19 protein-coding genes are annotated in these 24,601 nt (G+C 65.1%); 9 read left to right on the forward strand and 10 right to left on the reverse strand.

Annotated elements, in window-relative coordinates; genetic code table 11:
- Positions 1–29 precede the first annotated feature (29 nt).
- From HV798_RS01785 to HV798_RS01805, 5 genes are all read right to left on the reverse strand, one after another.
- Positions 30–458, reverse strand: a complete 429-nt coding sequence (locus tag HV798_RS01785) for a CopD family protein (protein WP_175216323.1) — start codon at positions 456–458, stop codon at positions 30–32.
- A gap of 445 nt (positions 459–903) precedes the next feature.
- Positions 904–2,355, reverse strand: coding sequence for a bifunctional 2-methylcitrate dehydratase/aconitate hydratase (locus HV798_RS01790; protein WP_175191079.1), 1,452 nt, complete (start codon positions 2,353–2,355; stop codon positions 904–906).
- A 79-nt stretch (positions 2,356–2,434) separates the two neighbouring features.
- The gene (gene prpC, locus HV798_RS01795) at positions 2,435–3,655 is read right to left on the reverse strand and encodes a bifunctional 2-methylcitrate synthase/citrate synthase (protein WP_175191080.1); all 1,221 of its coding nucleotides are present in this window, start codon (positions 3,653–3,655) and stop codon (positions 2,435–2,437) included.
- A 99-nt stretch (positions 3,656–3,754) separates the two neighbouring features.
- Positions 3,755–4,645 carry a methylisocitrate lyase gene (prpB, locus tag HV798_RS01800; protein ID WP_025141300.1) on the reverse strand — a complete coding sequence of 297 codons (891 nt, stop codon included), beginning with the start codon at positions 4,643–4,645 and terminating at the stop codon, positions 3,755–3,757.
- Between the two features lie 199 nt (positions 4,646–4,844).
- Positions 4,845–5,834 (reverse strand): malate dehydrogenase, encoded by a 990-nt coding sequence (locus tag HV798_RS01805; RefSeq protein ID WP_175191081.1) that lies wholly within the window; start codon positions 5,832–5,834, stop codon positions 4,845–4,847.
- Positions 5,835–6,216: 382 nt separating this feature from the next.
- On the opposite strand from HV798_RS01805, the gene HV798_RS01810 reads away from it, so the two are divergent.
- The 8 genes from HV798_RS01810 (at position 6,217) to HV798_RS01845 (ending at position 13,288) form a co-directional block, all read left to right on the forward strand.
- Positions 6,217–6,996, forward strand: a complete 780-nt coding sequence (locus HV798_RS01810) for a GntR family transcriptional regulator (RefSeq protein WP_175191121.1) — start codon at positions 6,217–6,219, stop codon at positions 6,994–6,996.
- Positions 6,997–7,117: 121 nt separating this feature from the next.
- The gene (gene sdhC, locus HV798_RS01815) at positions 7,118–7,534 is read left to right on the forward strand and encodes a succinate dehydrogenase, cytochrome b556 subunit (protein WP_025141297.1); all 417 of its coding nucleotides are present in this window, start codon (positions 7,118–7,120) and stop codon (positions 7,532–7,534) included.
- Complete coding sequence (gene sdhD / locus HV798_RS01820; protein WP_025141296.1) at positions 7,535–7,918, forward strand: succinate dehydrogenase, hydrophobic membrane anchor protein; 384 nt, start codon at positions 7,535–7,537, stop codon at positions 7,916–7,918.
- A gap of 3 nt (positions 7,919–7,921) precedes the next feature.
- Positions 7,922–9,700, forward strand: a complete 1,779-nt coding sequence (gene sdhA / locus HV798_RS01825) for a succinate dehydrogenase flavoprotein subunit (protein WP_175191082.1) — start codon at positions 7,922–7,924, stop codon at positions 9,698–9,700.
- Between the two features lie 18 nt (positions 9,701–9,718).
- A complete protein-coding gene (locus HV798_RS01830) occupies positions 9,719–10,435 on the forward strand; it encodes a succinate dehydrogenase iron-sulfur subunit (protein ID WP_025141294.1) in 717 nt (238 codons plus the stop codon).
- Positions 10,436–10,460: 25 nt separating this feature from the next.
- Positions 10,461–10,721, forward strand: coding sequence for a succinate dehydrogenase assembly factor 2 (locus HV798_RS01835; protein WP_006218128.1), 261 nt, complete (start codon positions 10,461–10,463; stop codon positions 10,719–10,721).
- A 19-nt stretch (positions 10,722–10,740) separates the two neighbouring features.
- Positions 10,741–12,051: a citrate synthase gene (locus HV798_RS01840; protein WP_025141293.1), complete on the forward strand. Its 1,311-nt coding sequence runs from the start codon at positions 10,741–10,743 to the stop codon at positions 12,049–12,051.
- 124 nt (positions 12,052–12,175) lie between these two features.
- Complete coding sequence (locus tag HV798_RS01845; protein ID WP_175191083.1) at positions 12,176–13,288, forward strand: hypothetical protein; 1,113 nt, start codon at positions 12,176–12,178, stop codon at positions 13,286–13,288.
- A 13-nt stretch (positions 13,289–13,301) separates the two neighbouring features.
- Here the strand turns inward: HV798_RS01845 and HV798_RS01850 are convergent, their stop codons facing one another.
- The 3 genes from HV798_RS01850 to mdeB all read right to left on the reverse strand — a co-directional run bounded on the left by HV798_RS01850 (position 13,302) and on the right by mdeB (position 19,120).
- Complete coding sequence (locus HV798_RS01850; RefSeq protein ID WP_175191084.1) at positions 13,302–13,754, reverse strand: DUF2214 family protein; 453 nt, start codon at positions 13,752–13,754, stop codon at positions 13,302–13,304.
- Positions 13,755–13,891: 137 nt separating this feature from the next.
- Positions 13,892–16,189 carry an NADP-dependent malic enzyme gene (locus tag HV798_RS01855; protein ID WP_175191085.1) on the reverse strand — a complete coding sequence of 766 codons (2,298 nt, stop codon included), beginning with the start codon at positions 16,187–16,189 and terminating at the stop codon, positions 13,892–13,894.
- Between the two features lie 243 nt (positions 16,190–16,432).
- Positions 16,433–19,120, reverse strand: coding sequence for an alpha-ketoglutarate dehydrogenase (mdeB, locus tag HV798_RS01860; RefSeq protein ID WP_175191086.1), 2,688 nt, complete (start codon positions 19,118–19,120; stop codon positions 16,433–16,435).
- A gap of 295 nt (positions 19,121–19,415) precedes the next feature.
- Between mdeB and HV798_RS01865 the strand changes: the two genes are divergently transcribed.
- Positions 19,416–21,467, forward strand: coding sequence for an OPT family oligopeptide transporter (locus HV798_RS01865; protein ID WP_175191087.1), 2,052 nt, complete (start codon positions 19,416–19,418; stop codon positions 21,465–21,467).
- A gap of 70 nt (positions 21,468–21,537) precedes the next feature.
- Here HV798_RS01865 and HV798_RS01870 read toward each other — a convergent pair whose 3' ends face one another.
- Together HV798_RS01870 and HV798_RS01875 are read right to left on the reverse strand one after the other, a co-directional pair.
- A complete protein-coding gene (locus HV798_RS01870; RefSeq protein WP_175191088.1) occupies positions 21,538–23,031 on the reverse strand; it encodes a nucleobase:cation symporter-2 family protein in 1,494 nt (497 codons plus the stop codon).
- 338 nt (positions 23,032–23,369) lie between these two features.
- Positions 23,370–24,599 carry a M20 family metallopeptidase gene (locus tag HV798_RS01875; protein ID WP_175191089.1) on the reverse strand — a complete coding sequence of 410 codons (1,230 nt, stop codon included), beginning with the start codon at positions 24,597–24,599 and terminating at the stop codon, positions 23,370–23,372.
- Positions 24,600–24,601: the final 2 nt, after the last annotated feature.

Genomic DNA, 24,601 nt, shown 5'->3' on the forward strand with positions numbered 1-24,601 from the left:
CCTGGCGAATGTGCAAAGGGTAGGGGGAATCAGAAGGGTTTGACGACGACCAGCGCCACCACCACCAAGAGCAGCAAGACGGGAACTTCGTTGAACCAGCGATAGAACTTGTGCGAACGGGTGTTCTTGCCCTGTTCGAATTTTCGCAGCATGACGCCACAGGCGTGATGGTAGCCGATGACGAGCAGGACGAAAAAGAGCTTGGCGTGCATCCAGCCACTGCCGGGGCCGACACCGATGCCGTAGCCCAGGTAGAGCCACATGCCGAGGATGACGGCGATGACGGCCAGGATGGTGGTGAATCGGTACAGGCGGCGGGCCATGCCCAGCAGGGTGACCTGGACGGCAGAGTCGGATTGCTGGGCGAGGTTGACGAAGATTCTGGGCAGGTAGAACAGGCCGGCGAACCAGGAGGCGATGAAGACGATGTGGAAGGTCTTTACCCAGAGCATTGCCATGGTTGGGGTCCGGTGTGTGTTTTTTGGGGAGCTGGCATTGTAATGCGGGGGGATGTGTCGGTTCTTCGTAGGTCGCCCCTCGGGGCGGCGGCTTGCGGAGCGGGCGCCCACGATTGCGGTCCGGCGCGCGGGCGCCGGACTGCCCCTTCGTCATTCTCGTCCGCCTTCGGCTCCCTTCGAATTCCCTCGGGCGCATCGAGGTTGCCCGCTCCGCAAGCCGCCGCCCCGAGGGGCTACGGGTTTCGAGGATCGGGGCGTTGCTGCACCGGGTGGGGGTGGGAGAGGTTTGCGGGGCCCGCCCAAATCGGCCGCGCGGGCGGCCTTCTTGGGCTTACGCGCTTCTGGGCGTCGGGAGGGGGGCGCTGCGCGCGGGGGGAGGGGTGTTGCTTGGGGCGCGCAGCGTGTGGGGACGAATTTCTTTCGGGTGGCGGGGGGGCGCCTGCCGTTAGATCACGTATAGGTCGACGTACTCATTCACGGGCATCGCCTCCAGCTTGGCTTGATCCAGGGACACGTCCAGGATTTTCGCTTGTTGGCGGGCCGGGAACATGCGGGCCAGGTTGGTCTTGAATTTGGCTTCCAGCAGGGGGATGCCGTCGGTGCGGCGGCGTTTGTGGCCGATGGGGTATTCGCAGACGACCTCGTCCAGGGTGGAGCCATCGGTGAAGTGGACCGTCAGGGCGTTGGCGATGGAGCGTTTGTCGGGGTCGTGGTAGTCGCGGGTGTAGGCGGGGTCTTCGACGCAGGTGATCTTGTCGCGCAGGAGGTCGATGCGCGGGTCGCGGGCGATGGCGTCTTCGTAGTCGGCGGCGGTGAGGCGGCCGAACAGGAGGGGGACGGCGACCATGTACTGGATGCAGTGGTCGCGGTCGGCGGGGTTGTTCAGGGGGCCTTTCTTGTCGATGATGCGGATGCACGCCTCGTGGGTGCGGATGGTGATCCTTGCGATGTCGTCCGTGGTCTTGCCCAGGGTCTTGAGGCGGTCGTGGATCTGCATGGCGCATTCGACGGCGGTCTGGGAATGGAATTCGGCCGGGAACGAGATCTTGAACAGCACGTTTTCCATGACGTAGCTGCCGTAGGGGCGCTGGAACTTGAAGGGCTGGCCCTTGAAGAGCACGTCGTAGAAGCCCCAGGTCTTGGCGCTCAGCACCGACGGGTAGCCCATTTCGCCGGTACGGGCGATGAGGGCCAGGCGCACGGCGCGGCTGGTGGCGTCGCCGGCGGCCCAGCTTTTGCGGCTGCCGGTGTTGGGGGCGTGGCGGTAGGTGCGCAGGCTCTGGCCGTCTACCCAGGCCAGCGAGACGGCGTTGATGACTTCGTCGCGGTCCAGGCCCAGCATCTGGGCGACGACGGCGGTCGAGGCGACCTTGACCAGCACGACGTGGTCCAGGCCGACTTTGTTGAACGAGTTTTCGAGTGCGATGCAGCCCTGGATTTCATGGGCCTTGATCATGCTGGTGAGCACGTCGCGCATGGTCAGGGGCGGCTTGCCGGCGGCGATGGCGATGCGCGAGAGCCAGTCGGCGGTGGCCAGGATGCCGCCCAGGTTGTCGGACGGATGGCCCCATTCGGCGGCGAGCCAGGTGTCGTTGAAGTCCAGCCAGCGGATCATCGCGCCGATGTTGAAGGCGGCCTGGACAGGATCGAGCTGGAACTGGGTGCCGGGGACCTTGGCGCCGTGGGGCACGACGGTGCCCGGCACGACCGGGCCCAGCAGTTTGCGGCAGGCGGGATATTCCAGCGCTTCCAGGCCGCAGCCCAGAGTGTCGATCAGGCAGTTGCGGGCGGTCTCGTAGGCCAGGCCGCTCTGGATGTCGTAGTTGAGAACGTAGTCGGCGATATCGACCAGGACCTGGTCGGGCGCGGGACGGACGTTGGAGATCGGGGCAGACATATCGGTACCTCTCCTGAGTGTGTACAGGCGGCCCGGGGCCTGCGCGGCGCGGGGAAATGCGTCGGCAGGCCCATGGTCATTACTTGCGCTTGTCGAGCGGCACGAACTTCTGGTCTTCCGGACCCACGTAGTTGGCGGTGGGGCGGATGATCTTGTTGTCGATGCGCTGCTCGATGATGTGGGCCGACCAGCCCGCGGTGCGTGCAATCACGAACAGCGGGGTGAACATGGCGGTGGGCACGCCCATCATGTGGTAGCTGACGGCCGAGAACCAGTCCAGGTTGGGGAACATCTTCTTGATGTCCCACATGACCGTTTCAAGGCGTTCGGCGATGTCGAACATCTTGGTGCTGCCGGCCTTCTTGGAGAGCTTCTTGGCGACTTCCTTGATGACCTTGTTGCGCGGGTCGGACACGGTGTAGACCGGGTGGCCGAAGCCGATGATGACTTCCTTGGCTTCGACGCGGCGACGGATGTCGGCCTCGGCTTCGTCGGGGGTCTCGTAGCGCTTTTGCACGTCGAACGCGACTTCGTTGGCGCCGCCGTGCTTGGGGCCGCGCAGCGCGCCGATGGCGCCGGTGATGGACGAGTACATGTCCGAGCCGGTGCCGGCGATGACGCGGGCGGTGAACGTGGACGCGTTGAATTCATGCTCGGCGTACAGGTTCAGCGAGATGTGCATCGCCTTGACCCAGTCTTCGCTGGGCTTTTCGCCGTGCAAAAGGTGCAGGAAGTGGCCGCCGATGCTGTCGTCGTCGGTCTGCACGTCGATGACGCGACCGTTGTGGCTGTAGTGGTACCAGTACAGCAGGGCCGAGCCCAGGTTGGCCATCAGGCGGTCGGCGATGTCGCGCGCGCCCGGGGTGTTGTGGTCGTCTTTCTCAGGCAGCACGCAGCCCAGCACCGAGACGGCCGTGCGCATGACGTCCATCGGGTGGCTGGCGGCCGGCAGCGCTTCCAGCGCGTCCTGCAGCGTGACGGGCAGGCCGCGCAGGCTGCGCAGCTTTTCCTTGTAGGCCTTCAGTTCGGCTTTGTTGGGCAGCTTGCCGTGCACCAGCAGGTGGGCGATTTCCTCGAATTCGCTGGTGTGCGCGATATCCAGGATGTCGTAGCCGCGGTAGTGCAGGTCGTTGCCGCTGCGGCCAACCGTACACAGCGCGGTGTTGCCGGCGACGACGCCGGACAGCGCAACCGATTTCTTGGGCTTGAAGCCGGCCTTTTCTTCCGGCGCGGCCTGCGGCTTGGTTTCCGGCTTGGCTGCGTCCTGCTTGGCTGCTTGCTTCTTGGGAGCCGTGCTCATGTGTCTACTCCTTTCCTTTCGCGGTGGTCGATGCAATGGGAGGTAGCGGGGCGCCGCAAGGATGTCGCGGCGCCGGATGCGGTTGCCGGGCGGCGCGGGTTACGCCTTGCCCTTCTGGAAGAGGGCATCCAGTTTCGATTCGAACTCGTGGTAGCCGATGCGGTCGTACAGTTCTTCGCGCGTCTGCATCAGGTCGACCACGTTTTTCTGGTGGCCGTCGCGGCGAATGGCCGTGTAGACGGCTTCGGCGGCCTTGTTCATGGCGCGGAAGGCCGACAGCGGGTAGAGCACCATGCCCACGCCCACGCTTTTGAGCTCTTCGACCGAGAACAGCGGCGTCTTGCCGAATTCGGTGATGTTGGCCAGCACCGGCACCTTGACGGCCTTGACGAAGCGGTCGTAGGTGGGCAGGTCGTAGGCGGCTTCGGCGAAGATGGCGTCGGCGCCGGCTTCGACGCAGGCCAGCGCGCGCTCGATGGCGGCGTCCACGCCGTGCGAGGCAATGGCGTCGGTGCGCGCGATCAGGTAGAAGTCGCTGTCGGTACGGGCATCGGCGGCCGCCTTGACGCGGTCGGCCATTTCTTCGGTGCTGACGATTTCCTTGCCGGGACGATGGCCGCAGCGCTTGGCGCCGACCTGGTCTTCGATGTGGCAGGCGGCGGCGCCGAACTTGATCAGGCTCTTGACGGTGCGGGCAATGTTGAAGGCCGACGGACCGAAACCGGTGTCGATGTCGACCACCAGCGGCACGTCGCACACGTCGGTGATGCGGCGCACGTCGGTTAGGACGTCGTCCATGGTATTGATGCCCAGGTCGGGCAGGCCCAGCGAACCCGCGGCCACGCCGCCGCCGGACAGGTAGATCGCGCGGTAGCCGGCGCGCTTGGCCAGCAGCGCGTGGTTGGCGTTGATGGCGCCGATGATCTGCAGCGGGCTTTCTTCGGCGAGGGCGCGGCGGAACAGGGCGCCGGCGGATTCGGGTCTGGACATGGAGGTCTCCGTTTCTTGTGGTTAGCCCACGACCTTAGCGCGGGTCCGGAACATAAATCTGTCCCCTTCGCGACAATCGCCGATGGCGAGGCAAAGGGACACGTGTATGTCTCGGTCTTGCAAAAGCGGTCTTACAAAAGCGGTCCTGCTTAAGGATTGGGCCCGCATGAACGGGCCCAATCCTTGACTCAAGCGCTGCTTACTTCAGCAGGTCCTTGACGCCGTCGCGCTCTTCGAGCAGCTCTTTCAGCGTGAAGTCCAGGCGCTCGCGCGAGAAGGCGTCGATTTCCAGGCCTTCGACACGCTTGTATTCGCCGTTTTCGGTCGTGACCGGCACGCCGTAGATGATGCCTTCGGGGATGCCGTAGGAGCCGTCCGACGGGATGCCCATCGTGACCCACTTGCCGTTGCTGCCCAGGACCCAGTCACGGACGTGGTCGATGGCGGCGTTGGCGGCCGAAGCGGCCGAGGACAGGCCACGGGCTTCGATGATGGCGGCGCCACGCTTGCCCACGGTGGGGATGAACGTGTCGCGGTTCCAGGCGTCGTCGTTGATCAGCTTGGCGAGCGATTCGCCGCCGACGGTGGCGAAGCGGAAGTCGGGGTACATGGTGGGCGAGTGGTTGCCCCACACGACCAGCTTCTCGATCGCGGCGACCGGCTTGCCCGACTTGGCCGACAGCTGCGACAGGGCGCGGTTGTGGTCCAGGCGCAGCATGGCGGTGAAGTTCTTGGCGGGCAGGTCCGGCGCCGACTTCATGGCGATGTAGGCGTTGGTGTTGGCCGGGTTGCCGACCACCAGGACCTTGACGTTGCGGCTGGCGACGTCGTTCAGGGCCTTGCCCTGCGCCGTGAAGATCTGGGCGTTGACCGACAGCAGGTCCTTGCGTTCCATGCCGGGGCCGCGCGGGCGGGCGCCGACCAGCAGGGCCACGTCCGCATCCTTGAAGGCCGTGCGGGGGTCGCTGTGGGCGGTGACTTCCTGCAGCAGCGGGAAGGCGCAGTCATCCAGTTCCATGATGACGCCCTTCAGGGCCTTTTGCGCTTTTTCGTCAGGAATTTCAAGCAGCTGCAGAATGACGGGCTGATCTTTGCCCAGCATTTCGCCCGAGGCGATGCGGAACAGCAGTGCGTAACCGATTTGGCCGGCGGCGCCGGTGACGGCGACACGCAAGGCAGGCTTAGACATGGACGTTCTCCGTAATGGTGTGGCGAGAAAAAAATCTCACCAATCAGTGTAATCCGTTGAGCGGCAAAGACAGCGCATGCAGGGCGCCTGGACAGGTGGTTACACCCCAGGGCGGGCGCGTCGCCGGACAGCCAGGAATCCTAGATCGAATTTACGTGTGCGTCAATTGATCTTATATCTTATATAAGACATAAGACGTTGGACAGCGCCGCGCCCGATATGCCACAATAGAGCGTTTGTTCGAATGCGCCGCAGCACCGCCGGCTGCGCGCCTGTATCAGGCCAGAACACCGGCACCGCAGCAGCGCATTGTGGATGGAACCGCAATCCTTTGCGCTGCGTTTCCATTCTCCGGATGAACATGACACTACCAAGACGATCCATGGCAGACCCCCGGCCCGAAACCTCCTTACGCACACGCGCCGCCCGTCCAACGGGCGAGGGAGCCGCTTTCAGTCCGTTGTACCGCCAGATCAAGGATCTGCTCGTCCAGAGCCTGGACCGCGGCGAATGGAAGCCCGGCGAACTCATCCCCAGCGAAATCGATCTGGCTGCCCGTTTCCAGGTCAGCCAGGGCACGGTGCGCAAGGCGGTCGACGAGTTGGCCGCCGAACACCTGCTGCTGCGCCGCCAGGGCAAGGGCACCTTCGTCGCCACCCACCATGAAGCCCGCGTGCGCTACCGGTTCCTGCGCCTGGCCGCCGACGAAGAAGGCGAGCCCGGCCGCGCCGAAAGCCGAATCCTCGAATGCCGCCGCCTGAGGGCGCCCGCCGAGATCGCGCGCGCCCTCGACCTGCGCGCCGGTGAAACCGTGGTGTCCATCCGCCGCCTTCTGTCCATGGGGCAGACACCCACCGTGCTGGACGACATCTGGTTGCCGGGATCCATCTTCCGCGGCCTCACCCTCGAGCTGCTGACCGCCAACAAGGCGCCGCTCTATGGCCTGTTTGAATCCGAGTTCGGCGTCAGCATGGTGCGCGCGGACGAAAAGCTGCGCGCGGTCGCCGCGCCGGCCGAAGTCTGTACGCTGCTTAATGTTGCCGCCGGCACGCCGTTGTTGCAGGTGGATCGCGTGTCGTACACCTATGGTGACCGCCCCATGGAAATTCGGCGGGGCTTGTACTTGACCGATCGATACCACTACCGCAATAGTCTGAATTGATGAGCTTTTTACCTACGATTTGATACCAACCCAATCTCTGGGCGAAAATACCGTGTTTGCCCGCAAGGGCCACGGCATTAGCGCCGTCACGATTCCCTAGTTCCGAAACACCGAGGCCGTCATGTCCGACACCGCTGCCAAGCCACGTCCGCAGTTTCGCAATATTGGGCTTGCCCAAGTTGCGTTCTCCTATCGCCTGCCCCTGGCCGGCAAGCTGTCCATCCTGCACCGCATCAGCGGCATTTTGCTGTTCCTCTGTTTGCCCTTGGTCATCGTGCCGCTGTTCGCAGCGAGCGTGGCCGCACCGCAATCGTTCGCCTGGATCGCCTCGTTCGCGGCCAACCCGATCGTCAAGCTTGTCTTCCTGGTCCTGATCTGGGGCTACCTGCACCACTTCTGTGCCGGCATTCGCTACCTGTTGCTCGACCTGCACATCGGTATCGACAAGCTGTCGGCCAAGAAAAGCGCCGGCGTGGTCTTCGGTGTCAGCCTGGCGCTGACGCTGGTGTTCGGTCTCAAACTGTTCGGAGTGCTGTAAATGGCCGCCGCTAAAAACTACGGACCCAAGCGCCTGGTCGTCGGCGCTCATTATGGCGTCATGGACTTCATCATCCAGCGCATCACCGCCGTCATCATGGCCGTGTATACGCTGGTACTGCTCATCGGCATCCTGACGATGCCTGCCTTCACGTACGAACACTGGGTCAAGCTGTTCAATTTCTACGTGGGCTTCATTCCGGTTGGCCAGATCCTGGCCTCCCTTGCCTTCTTTGCGTTGGCCTGGCACGCCTGGATCGGTGTGCGCGACATCTGGATGGACTACGTCAAGCCTGTGGGCCTGCGCCTGCTGCTGCAAGTGCTGACGATCCTCTGGTTGATCGGTACGGTCATTTACTTTGCGCAAATCCTCTGGAGCATCTAAGCCGTGGTCTCTGTCCTGAAATCCTTGCCGCGCCGCCAGTTTGATGTGGTGGTCGTTGGCGCCGGTGGAGCCGGCATGCGTTGTTCGCTGCAACTGTCCCAAGCGGGCCTGTCGGTTGCGGTGCTGTCCAAAGTGTTCCCCACGCGTTCGCACACCGTTGCCGCGCAGGGCGGCGTGAGCGCCTCGCTGGGCAACATGAGCGAAGACAACTGGTACTGGCACATGTACGACACCGTCAAGGGGTCGGATTGGCTGGGCGACCAGGACGCCATCGAATTCATGTGCCGCGAAGCCCCGAATGCCGTGTACGAGCTCGAGCACTTCGGCATGCCCTTCGACCGCAACCCCGACGGCACCATCTACCAGCGTCCGTTCGGTGGCCACACCGCCAACTTCGGTGAAAAGCCGGTCCAGCGCGCCTGTGCCGCCGCGGACCGCACCGGCCACGCGCTGCTGCACACCCTGTACCAGCGCAACGTCGCTGCGCGCACCCAGTTCTTCGTCGAATGGATGGCGCTGGACCTGCTGCGCAACGAAGCCGGCGACGTCGTGGGCGTGACCGCCCTCGAAATGGAAACGGGCGAAATCTACATCCTGGAAGCCAAGACCACGGTGCTGGCCACCGGCGGCGCCGGCCGTATCTGGGCCGCTTCCACCAACGCCTTCATCAACACCGGTGACGGCCTGGGCATGGCTGCCCGCGCGGGCATTCCGCTGCAGGACATGGAATTCTGGCAATTCCACCCGACCGGCGTGGCCGGCGCCGGCGTGCTGATCACCGAAGGCGTGCGTGGCGAAGGCGGCATCCTGCTGAACAAGGATGGCGAACGCTTCATGGAGCGCTATGCGCCCACGCTGAAGGACCTGGCCCCGCGCGACTTCGTGTCCCGCTCGATGGACCAGGAAATCAAGGAAGGCCGCGGTTGCGGTCCGGACGGCAGCTACGTGGTGCTCAAGCTTGACCACCTGGGCGCCGACGTCATCAACAAGCGCCTGCCCTCGATCCGCGAAATCGCCATCAAGTTCGGCAACGTCGACCCGATCAAGGAACCGATCCCCGTCGTTCCGACCATCCACTACCAGATGGGCGGCATTCCGGCCAACTACCATGGCCAGGTGCTGACGCGCGAAAACGGCGAGAACAAGATCGTCAACGGCCTGTACGCCATCGGCGAATGCGCCGCGGTGTCGGTGCACGGCGCCAACCGCCTGGGCACGAACTCGCTGCTGGACCTGATCGTGTTCGGTCGCGCCACCGGCAACCACATCGTCAATTCGCACCCGGAACGCCAGCACGCCCACCAGGACGTGCCGCAGCAAGCCGTCGAATTCTCGCTGGACCGCGTGAACAAGCTGGAAGCGCGCACCTCGGGCGAAAAGACGCAAGACATCGGCAACGCCATCCGCTTCTCGATGCAGCGCCACTGCGGCGTGTTCCGCACGCTGGAACTGCTGAACGAAGGCGTGACCCAGATCGAAGACCTGGCCAAGCAAGCCGACAACATCTACTTCAAGGACAAGTCCAAGGTGTTCAACACCGCGCGCGTCGAAGCGCTGGAACTGGCCAACATGACCGAAGTGGCCCGCGCCACGATCAAGTCGGCCGCCAACCGCACGGAAAGCCGCGGCGCCCACGCGCTGGACGACCACCCGACCCGCGACGACGAAAACTGGCTCAAGCACACGCTGTGGTACTCCGAAGGCAGCCGCCTGGATTACAAGCCGGTGCAGATGAAGCCGTTGACGGTCGAGTCCTTCCCGCCCAAGGCGCGTACCTTCTAAGTCCGGATAGAGCCCACTATGAGCACCAAGAGAATCGTCAAGTTCGAAATCTACCGCTACGATCCGGACAAGGACGAGCGCCCGTACATGCAGAAGCTGGAAGTCGAACTCCAGCCCACCGACAAGATGCTGCTCGATGCGCTGGTGCGCATCAAGAACGACGTCGATGACAGCCTGGCGCTGCGCCGCTCGTGCCGTGAAGGCGTGTGCGGTTCCGACGCCATGAACATCAACGGCAAGAACGGCCTGGCCTGCACGACCAACCTTCGCGAACTGAAGGAACCCATCGTGCTGCGTCCGCTGCCGGGCCTGCCCGTCATCCGCGACCTGATCGTGGACATGACGCACTTCTTCAACCAGTACCACTCGGTTCGCCCGTACCTCATCAACGACACGCCGCCGCCCGAAAAAGAGCGCCTGCAGTCGCCCGAGGCCCGTGAAGAGCTGGACGGCCTGTACGAGTGCATTCTGTGCGCGTGCTGTTCCACTTCCTGCCCGTCGTTCTGGTGGAACCCCGACAAGTTCGTCGGCCCGGCCGGCCTGCTGCAAGCCTACCGCTTCATCGCCGACAGCCGCGACGAAGCCACGGGCGACCGCCTGGACAACCTGAACGATCCGTTCCGCCTGTTCCGTTGCCACACCATCATGAACTGCGTCGACGTCTGTCCCAAGGGACTGAACCCGACCAAGGCGATTGGCAAGATCAAGGAACTGATGGTCCGTCGTACGGTCTAGTAGTGAATGTATTGAAGGTGTCACCATGAGCAGGCTTACTGAACTGGAAAGGGCGCGTCTGCGTTGGCGGGCGCGCCGCGGCCTGCTCGAAAACGACTTGATCATTACCCGGTATCTGGACGCTTACGAGGCCGAACTTACCGACGATGATGTGGCGGCATTGACCCAGCTGTTCGAGATGGGAGACAACGACCTTCTCGACCTGCTGCTGGCCCGCAAGGAACTCGAAGGCGACCTGGACACCCCCAGGCTTCGGGGCATTATTGGCCAGATGCGCGCACTGTGATTAATTGAGAGGAATAAACATGAACCTGTCTGACAAAAAAGCCACTCTATCCTTCTCGGATGGCAGCGCACCCATTGAGTTCCCTGTCTACAAGGGCACGGTCGGTCCGGATGTGATCGACATCCGCAAGCTGTACGGCCAGACGGGCATGTTTACGTTTGACCCCGGCTTCATGTCGACGGCCGCCTGCGAATCGGGCATCACGTACATCGACGGCGACAAGGGCGAACTGCTGTACCGCGGCTTCCCCATCGAGCAATTGGCCGTCAATTGCGACTTCATGGACATCTGCTACCTGATCCTGAACGGCGAACTGCCCAACCAGGAACAGAAGGCCGACTTCGATTCGCAAGTGACCCATCACACGATGGTGAACGAGCAGCTGCACTTCTTCCTGCGTGGTTTCCGCCGCGACGCCCACCCGATGGCCGTCCTGACGGGCCTGGTGGGTGCGCTGTCCGCGTTCTACCACGACTCGACCGACATCACGAACCCGCAGCATCGCCACATCTCGGCCATCCGCCTGATCGCCAAGATGCCGACGCTGGTCGCGATGGCATACAAGTACTCGCAAGGCCAACCGTTCATCTACCCGCAGAACGACCTGTCCTACACGGGCAACTTCCTGCGCATGATGTTCGCCACGCCGTGCGAAGACTACAAGGTGAACGAAGTCGTCGAGCGTGCGCTCGACCGCATCTTCATCCTGCACGCCGACCACGAGCAAAACGCCTCGACCTCGACCGTGCGCCTGTGCGGTTCGTCGGGCACCAACCCGTTCGCAGCCATCTCGGCCGGCGTCGCTTGCCTGTGGGGCCCGGCCCACGGCGGCGCCAACGAAGCGTGCCTGCAGATGCTCGAAGAACTGCAAGCCAACGGCGGCATCGCCAAGGTCGGCGAGTTCATGGAGAAGGTCAAGGACAAGAACTCGGGCGTGCGCCTGATGGGCTTTGGCCACCGCGTCTACAAGAACTACGACCCGCGCGCCAAGCTGATGCAGGAAACCTGCAAGGAAGTGCTCTCGGCCCTGGGCCTGGAAAACGACCCGCTGTTCAAGCTGGCCATGGAACTGGAACGCATCGCCCTGTCCGATCCGTACTTCGTGCAGCGCAAGCTGTACCCGAACGTGGACTTCTACTCGGGTATCGTCCAACGCGCCATCGGCATCCCGACCTCGCTGTTCACGGCCATCTTCGCGCTGGCCCGCACGGTGGGCTGGATCGCCCAGTGGAACGAAATGCTGTCCGACCCCGACTACAAGATCGGCCGTCCGCGTCAGCTGTTCACCGGTTCGGTCACGCGCGACGTGCCCCCGATGGACAAGCGTTGATACGCTGCCCGGCATGAACAAGAAACCGCCTTCGGGCGGTTTTTTGTTGTCCGCGTCCGGCCGGGCCTGGTGGCACGGGGCACCCGCAGGATAGGAGGACGGTTTTGGCGATATCATTGCCGCCATGATTCCGATAGCGCTGCCTTCCGCCGGCTTCTACATCCTGCTTTCCTGCGGCTTCCTGGCCGGCCTTGTGCTGCTGGGCTGGCTGCTGGTCGTGGCCACCAGTTCCGGTGCGCGCCGCACGGTCCGCAAGTACTGGAAGACGTCCAGCCTTGTCTTCCTGGTGCTGCTGGTGCCGTTCGCGTTCTACGCGTGGGTGCAGGTCGTGATCTGGCAGGTAGGGCGCGAAAGCGATCGCGCCGAGGCGGCGCGCAATATCACCTTGCCGCAGCCGACGACGGTAGGGGGCATTTTGATGCCTGCCGGCACGCGCCTGAAAATGCAGGACGAAGGCCAGCTCGAGACCTATGTCGAGGCCGAATTCCCCCAGCCCGTCGCGATGTACGGCGTGCAGGCGTCCAGCGCCCGGCGCTATCTGGATACCGAGTACGACATGGAAACCTACGCCCTGCGCGGGCGCTATCCCCGCACGGTCATTCTGCGCGGCGCCGGCAGCCAGGCGCTGCTGGGCTGGCAGTGCGATGCCACGCAGGATATCGAACTCGACGTCGCGCGCGATGGCGCCCTGAAGGGCTTGAAACAGTGCGTGTTGGGCGCGGGCAACCGGGCCGACGCGCTGGACATCGCCGCGGGTTCCATCGCCTATGGCTCGGACGGCACCGTCTACACCGACGGTTCGCGCGATCCGGACCGCTGGCGCATCGAAATCAAGGACCCGGTGGCGGTCAAGGTGTTTGGCCTGCCGCTGAGCAATCCCAGGCTCTACCTGGACGATACGCGGCGCCTCTTGCGGGTCAGCGATGCCGAACTGGCCTGCGCTACGCAGCTCGGGGCGGTCAGCTACGCCGCCGGCACCCAGGTCCGGTCCGTGCGCCGTGGCCGCGGCGACGACCGCGAACCGTACCCCGGCGTGCTGCTGCTCAGCCCCTGGAACGGCCAGGCGGCCAAGCGCGCCGGACACGACGACGTGCCGGAAGGCATGTCGATCATGCAGACGCTGGGCGGCGAGGTCATCGACGTGGTCAAGAACGAAAACGTGGGCGTGTACCACTTCGCGACCATCATCGTCGGCGACGACATGCCGCAGGGGCCGACGCGCGCGCGCTGCCCCTGAGGCGGGCGCGGCGTTACGCGCCGATGCCGCGCGCCATCAGCACGGCGAACAGCGGCAGGAAGATGAACAGGTGCGATTCGATCATCACCCAGCGGCGGGCGCGCTTGATCTCGGGCTCGCTCGGCACGAAGCCGGGCTGCTGCCGCGCCTGCTTTGCCCAACGCAGAAAGGCCAGCGTGGGCGGGGCCGAACAGAGGCCGATGACGACGAACAGCGTGATCTTGGCGTGAAACCACGGATTGCCCATGTAGAAGGCGGCGCCCTTGATGCCCAGGGTCAGGCGCAGCACGCCGGTGGCCAGCACGGCGATCGCGCTGAACATATACAGGCGGTCGTAGACGACCAGGCGTTTCAGCGCGGCGGGCGTGAGGTCGGGGCGCAGCAGCACCGCTTCGGCGGTCAGCACCACCACCAGCACGAAGATCGCCAGGTAGTGAAACCAGGCCAGGAAGGCGTCGAGCAGCATGGGAAGGCTCCAGGGAAAAAGGGTCAGCCCGATTTTTACCATCCGCCCTTGGCCGGGGCCATCCTGGATTTCTGCCTGAGAATGAAAAAGGGCGCCCCGAGGGGCGCCCTTGCCAGGCGTTTATCGCGCGACAGCGATCAACGGCGCTTCTTGGCGGCTTCGGCGGCTTCCTGCTGCGCATCCACCACGGCCAGGGCCGTCATGTTGACGATGCGGCGCACGGTGGCGCTGGTCGTCAGGATGTGCACCGGGCGGGCGGCGCCCAGCAGGATCGGGCCCATCGCGACGCCATTGCTGCCGGTCATCTTCAGCATGTTGTACGTGATGTTGCCGGTGTCCAGCGTGGGCATGACCAGCAGGTTGGCCGGACCCTTCAGGGTGCTGTCCGGGTAGGCCAGCACGCGGATCTTTTCCGACAGGGCGGCGTCGGCGTGCATTTCGCCGTCGACTTCGAGGTCGGGCGCGCGGTCTTGCACGATCTGGCGGGCGGTGGCCATCTTGCGCGACGATTCCGTGACGCGGCTGCCGAAGTTCGAGTGCGACAGCAGGGCGATCTTGGGCACCACGCCGAAACGCAGCATTTCGTCGGCAGCCTGGATGGTGATGCTGGCGACTTCCTCGGCCGTCGGGTTCTCGTTGACGTGGGTGTCGGTGATGAACAGCGTCTGGTCGGGCAGCATCAGCACGTTCAGGGCGGCATAGGTCTGGCCTTCCTTCTTGCCGATGATTTCGTCGATGTACTTGAGCTGGTTGTCGTACTTGCTGGCCACGCCGCACAGGAGCGCGTCGGCGTCGCCGCGACGCAGCAGCATCGCGCCGATCAGCGTGTTGTGCTTGCGGATCATCGCCTTGGCGATGGCCGGCGTGACGCCTTCGCGGCCCTTGAGCTGGTAGTACGCGTTCCAGGTTTCGTTGAAGCGGCTGTCGTCTTCGGGATCGACGATCTCGAAGTGCTGGCCGGCGATCAGGCGCAGGCCGAACTTCTTGATGCGCATTTCGATGACGGACGGGCGACCGATCAGGATCGGGAACGCCAGCTTTTCATCGGCAACCGTCTGCACGGCGCGCAGCACGCGTTCGTCTTCGCCGTCGGCGTAGATGACGCGCTTGGGCGCCTTCTTGGCCTGGGCGAAAAGCGGACGCATCAGCTGGCCCGAGTGGTACACGAAGCCCATCAGCTTCTGGCGGTAGGCTTCGATGTCTTCGATGGGGCGGGCGGCCACGCCGGAATCGGCGGCGGCCTGGGCCACGGCCGGGGCGATCTGGACGATCAGGCGCGGGTCGAACGGCTTGGGGATGATGTAGTCCGGGCCGAACGCGAGTTCCTGGCCGGCGTAGGCGCGGGCCACTTCGTCGTTCTGCTCGGCCTGGGCCAGTTCAGCGATGGCCTTCACGCACGCCAGCTTCATTTCTTCGGTGATGCGCGAGGCGCCGGCATCCATGGCGCCGCGGAAGATGAAGGGGAAGCACAGCACGTTGTTGACCTGGTTCGGGTAGTCCGAACGGCCGGTGGCGATGATGCAGTCGGGGCGCGCGGCCTTGGCGACTTCCGGGCGGATTTCCGGTTCCGGGTTGGCCAGCGCCAGGATCAGCGGGCGGTCGGCCATGGTCTTGACCATGTCGGCGGTGAGCACGCCGGCGGTGGAGCAGCCCAGGAAGACGTCGGCGCCGTTGACCACGTCGGCGAGCGTGCGCGCGTCGGTCTTTTGCGCGTAGCGCTTCTTGTTGGCTTCCATGTTTTCATCGCGGCCTTCCCAGATGACGCCGCGCGAATCCACCACGTAGATGTTCTCGCGTTTCACGCCCAGGTGCACCAGCAGGTCCAGGCAGGCGATGGCGGCAGCGCCCGCGCCCGAGCACGCCAGCTTGACCGAGCCGATGTCCTTGTTCACGACCTTCAGGCCGTTCAGGATGGCCGCCGACGAGATGATGGCGGTGCCGTGCTGGTCGTCGTGGAAGACGGGGATCTTCATGCGCTCGCGCAGCTTCTTCTCGATGTAGAAGCACTCGGGCGCCTTGATGTCTTCGAGGTTGACGCCGCCCAGCGTGGGCTCGAGCGCGGCGATGATGTCGACCAGCTTGTCCGGATCGTTCTCGGCCAGTTCGATGTCGAACACGTCGATGCCGGCGAACTTCTTGAACAGGCAGCCCTTGCCTTCCATCACGGGCTTGGCGGCCAGCGGGCCGATGTTGCCCAGGCCGAGCACGGCGGTGCCGTTGGTGATCACGCCCACCAGGTTGCCGCGCGAGGTGTACTTGGACGCGGCGTCGTCGCCCTGGTCGAAGATGGCCATGCAGGCGGCTGCTACGCCGGGCGAGTACGCCAGCGACAGGTCGTCTTGATTGGCCAGGGGCTTGGTCGGGGTGACCGAGATTTTGCCGGGGGTGGGATAGGCGTGGTAATCCAACGCCATTTTGGTGAGAGTTTCGTCCATGGGATACAGCCTTTTCGGCGCTGACTTTGGAAGTAAAAACGGAAAGCAAAAAGCGGGCTCGCGGCCCGCCGTATTCTTTGGGAAATGCTTAGGGAACACCCGTATTTCAACAGAAAGCGGCGCCAATTGGTTGCTGCACCGCAGCGATTGCGCGATTTTGATCAAGTCGCAGGGCGTTGGCCGCGTGTCGATGAATGAGAAAAAAGCCCCGGGTGGGGCTTTTTTCCTTTGTCTTTCAGGGGCTTATTGCGCCCAAGGAGGATTGGTCCGAGATTCGGCGTTCAACGTCTTGCGCAGCTTGGCCGCCTGCTCCTGGCGGCCCAGGCTGTCCAGCGCGTGCAACACGATCCAGTCGGCGCTGACTTCAAAGAAGTCGCGCAACTGGGCGCGCGTGTCGCTGCGCCCGAAGCCGTCCGTGCCCAGCGTGCGATAGGGCGCGGGCACCCAGGCGCGGATCTGTTCCGGCACGGCGCGCACGTAATCGCTGGCGGCCACCACCGGCGCGTTGCTGTCGCCCAGGCAGGTGTGCACCCAGTCGGCGTCCGGCGCCGTGTCCAGCCCCAGCACGCGGGCGCGCTCGGCTTCGCGGCCGTCGCGGGCCAGCTCGGAAAAGCTGGTCACGCTCCAGACTTCGGCATCCACGCCGTAGTCGTCGCGCAGGCGGTCGGCGGCCATTTCGGCTTCGCGCAGCATCGGGCCGGCGCCCAGCAACCGCACCTGCGCCTGTTTGCGAGCGGGCCGCAGGCGGTACATGCCGCGCAGGATGCCTTCTGCCGCGTTGCCGTCCTTCGGCAGGTCGGGCTGCGCCAGGTTCTCGTTGGTGACGGTCAGGTAGAAGAATTCGTCCCGCTGCTCGTCCAGCATGCGGCGCATGCCGTATTCGACGATGACGGCGACTTCGTAGGCGTAGGCCGGATCGTAGGCGCGGCAGTTGGGCACCGTGGCCGCCACGATGTGGCTCGAGCCGTCCTGGTGCTGCAGGCCTTCGCCGCCCAGCGTGGTGCGGCCCGAGGTGGCGCCGACGAGAAAGCCGCGCGTGCGCTGGTCGGCCGCCGCCCAGATCAGGTCGCCGATGCGCTGGAAGCCGAACATCGAGTAATAGATATAGAAGGGCAGCATCGGCAGGCCGTTCACCGAATAGCTGGTACCCGCGGCCGTCCAGGACGAAATGGCGCCGGCCTCGGTGATGCCTTCTTCCAGGATCTGGCCATCGCGCGCTTCGCGGTAGTACAGCACCGAGCCGATGTCTTCGGGCTCGTACAGCTGGCCTTGCGCCGAATAGATGCCGATCTGGCGGAACAGGTTGGCCATGCCGAAGGTGCGCGCCTCGTCGGCCACGATGGGCACGATGCGCGAGCCGATCTCGGGGTCTTTGAGCAGCGCCGTCAGCATGCGCACGATGGCCATGGTGGACGACATTTCCTTGCCGTCCGCGGCCAGCGCGAAACGCGCCCATTGCTCGACCGCGGGCGGCGCCAGGCGCGGCGCTTCGGTATTGCGGCGGGGAATGTGGCCGCCCAAGGCGGCGCGGCGGGCTTGCAGGTGGCGCAGTTCGGCGCTGTCGTCGGCCGGGCGGTAGAACTTCAGCGCCAGGCAGTCGGCATCGGAGATCGGCAGGGCGAAGCGGTCGCGGAACGCCAGCAGCGCTTCGTCGTCCAGCTTTTTCTGCTGGTGGGTGGTCATCTTGCCCTGGCCGGCGGCGCCCATGCCGAAGCCCTTCTTGGTCTGCGCCAGGATCACGGTGGGCTGGCCGCGGTGGCGCGACGCGCGGTCGTAGGCCGCATGGATCTTGACCATGTCGTGGCCGCCGCGGTGCAGGCGGTCGATGGCGTCGTCGGACCAGTCGGCGACCAGCGCCGCCAGCTCGGGATTCTGGTTGAAGAAGTGGGCGCGGTTGAAGGCGCCGTCGTTGGCGGCGAAGGTCTGGAACTGGCCGTCGACCGTGTTGGCGAAGGCGCGCGCCAGGGCGCCCGTGGTGTCGCGCCGCAACAGGGCGTCCCAGTCGCTGCCCCAGACCAGCTTGATGACGTTCCAGCCGGCGCCCGCGTACAGCGTTTCCAGTTCGTCGATGATGCGGCCATTGCCGCGCACCGGGCCATCCAGGCGTTGCAGGTTGCAGTTGACGACGAACACCAGGTTGTCGAGTTTTTCGCGGGCGGCCAGCGTCAGGGCGGCGATGGATTCGGGTTCGTCCATTTCGCCGTCGCCGAAGATGCCCCAGACCTTGCGGTCGCCGCCGGGCACCAGCGAACGGTGCTCCAGGTAGCGCATGAAGCGGGCCTGGTAGATGGCGTTGATGGGGCCGATGCCCATCGACCCGGTGGGAAACTGCCAGAAGTCCGGCATCAGCCAGGGGTGCGGATACGACGACAGGCCGCGCAGGCCGCGCGAGGTGGCGGTGATTTCCTGGCGAAAGTGCGCCAGGTCGTCTTCCTTCAGAAAGCCTTCCAGGTAGGCGCGGGCGTAGACACCAGGGGCCGAGTGCGGCTGCATGTAGACCAGGTCACCGGGGCCGTCGGGCGTCGAGGCCCGGAAGAAATGGTTGAAGCCCACCTCGAACAGGTCGGCCGCCGAAGCATAGCTGGCGATGTGGCCGCCCAGTTCGCCGTGCGCCTGATTGGCGCGCACCACCATGGCCAGCGCGTTCCAGCGGTTGATGCGGGCGATGCGTTCTTCGACCGCCAGGTTGCCGGGAAAGGGCGGTTCCTGGTCGGCGGGAATGGTGTTCAGGTAGGCGGTGCGCGTCTGGCTGTTGGCGCGCAGGCCCAGCGAGGCGGCGTGGCCCAGCAGGTTGTCCAGCACATAGCCCGCCCGGTCGGCGCCCGAGGCCTCCACCAGGGACTGCAGGCCTTCACGCCATTCGGCGGTTTCGGCAGGGTCGGCGTCTTGCCGGAGGTCTTGCCCGGCGGGCGAATGGCTGGCGTCACACATGATGGTTTTGTCTCCTTGTAGCGTCCATGCTAGACCTGTCCCAGGGGCATGGGTTATCAAAACCTGGGGGAGAAACCCTGGCTTTCAGCATAATCGGTTGCCGATATTCAGGTAGACGGCAGGTTCTGCTGCCAGATGCCGCTTACGGCTGGTGACCACCCGGTGGACGTTGAAGCGCTAGAATTCGCGCTTCAGAAAAAACAAACCGGCAACCAACAGGGCGGACACGCCCTGATAGCCGGGGTGCGCCCGCCTTCTAGGCGGGTGGTGTCCCGGCCAGTAAAGGGAGACTTCAATGACTCAACCCACCCGCGTCCCGGCCGACGTCACGCTACCGGAACTGACGTTCCGCGGCGTGCTGCTGGGCGCGCTGATCACTATCATCTTCACCGCGTCCAACGTGTTCCTGGGCCTGAAGGTCGGCCTGACGTTCTCGTCGGCCATCCCGGCGGCGGTGATTTCCATGTCGGTGCTGCGTCTGTTCAAGGACGCCAACATCCTGGAAAACAACATGGTGCAGACGCAGGCCTCGGCGGCCGGCACGCTGTCCTCCATCATTTTCATCCTGCCCGCCCTGGTCATGATGGGCCACTGGCAAGGCTTTCCGTTCTGGCAGACGCTGGGCATCTGCGCCGCGGGCGGCATGCTGGGTGTGATGTTCACGATTCCGCTGCGCCACGTGATGGTGGTGCAGAGCGACCTGCCGTATCCCGAAGGCGTGGCCGCGGCCGAGATCCTGCGGGTCGGCAGCGCCGAACGGGCCCAGGACGCCGCGGAAGAAGCCGGACGTGCGCCGGCCAAGCCGGCGGCCACCGGCATGGGCGATATCGTCAGCGGCGGCGTGGTGGCGGCGGCCGTCAGCTTCGCCGCCAGCGGCCTGCGGGTGCTGGGCGACGGTGTCAGCGGCTGGTTTTCGCTGGGCGGCGCCGTGTTCCGGTTGCCGATGGGTTTTTCGCTGGCGCTGCTGGGGGCCGGCTACCTGATCGGCATCGTGGCCGGCCTGGCCATGCTGGTCGGGCTGCTGATCTCGTGGGGCATTGCGGTGCCCATCCTGACCGCCATGGCCGACATTCCCGCCAACATGTCACTGGAAAAATTTGCCACTGGCCTGTGGGCATCGCAGGTGCGCTTCATTGGCGCGGGCGTGATCGGCGTGGGCGCGATCTGGACGCTGGCCACGCTGTTCATGCCGATGGCGCGCGGCGTCAAGGCGTCGTTCTCGGCGTTGACCCGCGCGGGCGCGGCCCGTGCCGGCCAGGCGCCGCGCACCGAGCGTGACCTGTCGGCGGGCTGGATCTCAGTGGTCACGCTGGTGCTGGTGGCGGTATTGGTCATCACCTTCCAGGTGTTCCTGGCGGGGGCGCCGCTGTCGGCCGCCGCGGTCTGGAAGCTGGTGGCCTACGCGGTGCTGTTCGCCTTCGTGTTCGGTTTCCTGGTGGCGGCCGCCTGCGGCTACATGGCGGGCCTGGTGGGCTCGTCGACCAGTCCGATCTCGGGTGTGGGCATCGTGGCCATCGTGCTGGTGTCGCTGCTGATGCTGGCCCTCGGCGGCGAGCTGCTGGCGGTGCAGAACGGCGTGCAGATGGCGATCGCGCTGGCGATCTTCAGTACGTCTGCCGTGGTGGCGGTGGCATCGATTTCCAATGACAACCTGCAAGACTTGAAGACCGGCTGGCTGGTGGGCGCCACGCCCTGGCGCCAACAGGTGGCGCTGCTGATTGGCTGCGTGGTCGGTGCGGCCGTGATTTCGCCGGTGCTGGAACTGCTCTACAACGCCTACGGCTTTGCCGACGCCATGCCGCGCGAAGGCATGGACCCCGGCCAGGCGCTGTCGGCGCCGCAGGCGACCCTGATGCTGGCGATTGCGCGGGGCATCTTCACGCACCAACTGAACTGGACCATGATCCTGATCGGCATGGCGGTGGGCGTGGCGCTGATTGCGGTGGACGAAGTGCTCAAGCGCACTTGCAAGGTGGCCCGCATTCCGGTGCTGGCGGTGGGTATCGGCATCTACCTGCCGCCGACTGTGGCCGCGCCCATCGTGGCCGGCGCGCTGCTGGCCTGGCTGCTGGAACGCGCGCTGCGCCGCCGTGCCCAGGCCGCGGGCAAGCCCTACGAACAGTTCGCCGATGCGGCCAACCGCCGCGGCGTGCTGATTGCCTCGGGCCTGATCGTGGGCGAAAGCCTGGTGGGCGTGGTCATGGCCGCCATCATCGGCGCCGCGGGCACCGATGCGCCGCTGGCGATTGCCGGCGAAGGCTTTGCCCGCACGGCGTCGTTCCTGGGGCTGGCGGTGTTTGCGGCGGTGGCGGTGCTGTTCTGGCGCCGCGTGATGCGTCTGGCGTAGACCGGCAGCGCAGCAAGAAGAGGCGCGGCGCGGGATGGTTGCGCCGCGCCCATCCCCGCAATGGCCGACGTCAGTGTTTTTCGGCTTGCAGCGCGGCCGCAATGACGGCGCGTTCGTCGCAGGCGGCACCGTTCAGGAAGGCATTGAGCAGCACGGCGGATATCGACGCCAGCAAGATGCCGGATTCCAGCAGCGTATGCAGCGAGTGCGGCAGCCACTGTTTGAAGTCGGGCGCGATCAGCGGCACCATGCCGATGCCGATCGACACCGCCACGATCATGGCGTTGTGGCGATTGCCCTTGAAATCCACGCCGGAAAGAATGCGGATGCCGGTGGCGGCCACCATGCCGAACATGACGATGCCGGCGCCGCCCAGCACCACCGTGGGCAGCGATTCCACCAGCGCGGCCATCTTGGGTAGCAGGCCCAGCACGATCAGGATCACGCCGCCGGCCACGCAGACATAGCGGCTTTTCACGCCGGTCACCGCAACCAGCCCGACGTTCTGCGAAAAGCTGGTGTACGGGAAGGTGTTGAACACGCCGCCGATCACGGTGCCCAGGCCGTCGGTGCGCAGGCCGCGGGCCAGGTCCTGCTGGTCGACCTTGCGGCCGGTCATCTCGCCCAGCGCCAGGAACATGCCGGTGGATTCGATCATCACCACCACCATGATGAGCGACATGCTGAGGATCAGCATCGGGTCGAACTGCGGCATGCCAAAGTGAAACGGCAGCACCACGTCGACCCACTCGGCGCGGCTGACTTTCTCGAAGGTCATGATGCCCAGCGCCGATGCGGCAACCGCGCCGATCACGATGCCCAGCAGCACCGAAATGTTGGCGACAAAGCCGTGCGCATACTTGACGATCAGCAGGATGGTCAGCAGCACCAGCGCGGCCACGGCCAGCCCGGCCGGATCGGCATAGCGCGGGTTCAGCATCGACGGCATGATGGCAAAGCCTTGCGGCACCGGCGGCAGCGGACTGCCGGGTGAGGTTGCCTGCGCCAGCCACTGCGCGTAGGCGGGATCGACGATGACCGGCGCGGTCGGGCCGGCCGGGTTGCCGAAGATCCAGTTGATGCCGACGCGCATCAGGGTGATGCCGATCAGCGTGATGATCGTGCCGGTGACCACCGGCGGGAAGAAGCGCAGCATCTTGCTGATGAGCGGTGCAACCAATATGGACACGATGCCCGCACCGATGATGGTGCCGAACAGGGTCTGCGCGCCCGCCGTGCCCGGATGGGCGTTGGCCATGGCCACCATGGGCGCCACCGATGCGAACGTCACGCCCATCATCACCGGCAGCTTGATGCCGAACCACTGCGTGGCGCCCAGCGCCTGGATCAGGGTGACAAGGCCACAGCAGAAGAGGTCGGCCGAAATCAGCATTGCCACTTCGGCGGGCGACAGGTTCAGGGCGCGGCCGACGATCAGCGGTACGGCCACGGCGCCCGCATACATCACCAGTACATGTTGCAGACCCAGCGCCGCGAGCTTGCCAGTGGGCAGACGCTGGTCGACGGGATGAACCTCGGGGGACACGCGGGGTGCTGCCTGCATAACCAAATCTCCTGGCGGAGTAGGGGTATCGGTCGGGGGGGAATTCCTGTGGCGCTTAACTGTGTACCGAAAATGTATACAAAACGAGTGACATGCAGAATAGAGGAAAACCCGGTGCAAATCAGGGGCCAGCGGTGTGGGGGAATGCCGCGGTTTCTGGGGCGGGAACCGCGCGGCAGCGAGGTGCCGCAATCGGGCCGGTGAGGCAGGGCGCGCGCGTGTTGAACGATCGGAACCGGCCAGCTGAAAGCTGGCCGGTGGGTGGCTGGTCAGATCGCTCGGTCAGAACATTTCGGACAGATCATCTCGGACAGAACCTGTCGATCCGGCCCGCGCCGTCAGGCCGGCTGGAGCAAGTCGGCCAGCGTGCGCGCGATGACCTTGGTGGCACGGCGCAGGTCTTCGAGCACGACGCGTTCGTCGCTGCGCTTGGCATGCGATTCAAGCACCGTGCGCGGGCCCGCGCCGTAGATCACGCCGGGAATGCCGGCTTCGGCATACAGCCGCACGTCGGTATAGAGCGGCGTGCCCATGGCCGGTATCGGTTCGCCGAAGATGGCTTCGCCGTGTTTCTGGATGGCGCTGACGAGCGGCTGGTTGCCGGGCAGGGGGCGCATCGAGTTGGCCAGCAGCAGGCGCTTGATCTCGACCTGGATGCCAGGCGATTGCGCCGCGGCTTCCTGGATGATGCGGCGGATGTCGGCTTCGACGTCGGCGGCGTTTTCTTCGGGGATCATGCGGCGGTCGAGCTTGAAGCTGACCTTGCCCGGCACCACGTTGGTATTGGTGCCGCCCTCGATGCGTCCGATATTCAGGTAGGGATGGCTGATGCCGGGCACCTGCGAGGTGACCTGCTGGTACAGCGTGTTCTGGGCGTACAGCGCGTTCAGGATCTTGACCGCGCCCTGCAGCGCGTCCACGCCGCTGGCCGGAATGGCGGCGTGCGCCATCTTGCCGTGTACGGTCACTTCCATTTGCAGGCAACCGTTGTGCGCAGTGACGACTTCGTAGCTGAAGCCGGCGGCGATCAGCAGGTCGGGCTGGGTCAGCCCCTGGCGCAGCAGCCAACCGGGGCCGAGCAGGCCGCCGAATTCTTCGTCATAGGTGAAGTGCAGTTCGACCGAGCCATGCGTGGGCCGGGCCACGGCTTCCAGCGCTCGCACGGCGAAGGTGAAGCTGGCGAAATCGCTTTTGCTCACCGCGGCCGCGCGGCCGTACAGGCTGCCGTTGTCGATCTCGGCGCCATAGGGGTCGTGTTGCCAGCCGTCGCCGGGGGGCACCACGTCGCCGTGCGCATTGAGCGCCACGCGCAGGCCGGGGCCGTATTCGCGCCGCACGATCAGGTTGGTGATGGATTGCAGGCCGTAGTCGCGGACTTCCTGGTCGGGTACGGCGTGCGCTTCGGCGTCGAAGCCGAAGTCTTGCAGGAGTTCGGCGGTGCGCACGGCGTGCGGTGCGTTGTTGCCGGGCGGCGTGTCGGTGGGCACGCGTACCAGGGATTGCAGGAAGCGGACTTCTTCGTCGAAGTGGGCATCGACCCAGGCGTCAAGGCGGGCGTAGTCGGTCATGG

The sequence above is a fragment of the Achromobacter deleyi genome (assembly GCF_902859705.1).
Classification (GTDB): domain Bacteria; phylum Pseudomonadota; class Gammaproteobacteria; order Burkholderiales; family Burkholderiaceae_B; genus Achromobacter; species Achromobacter deleyi.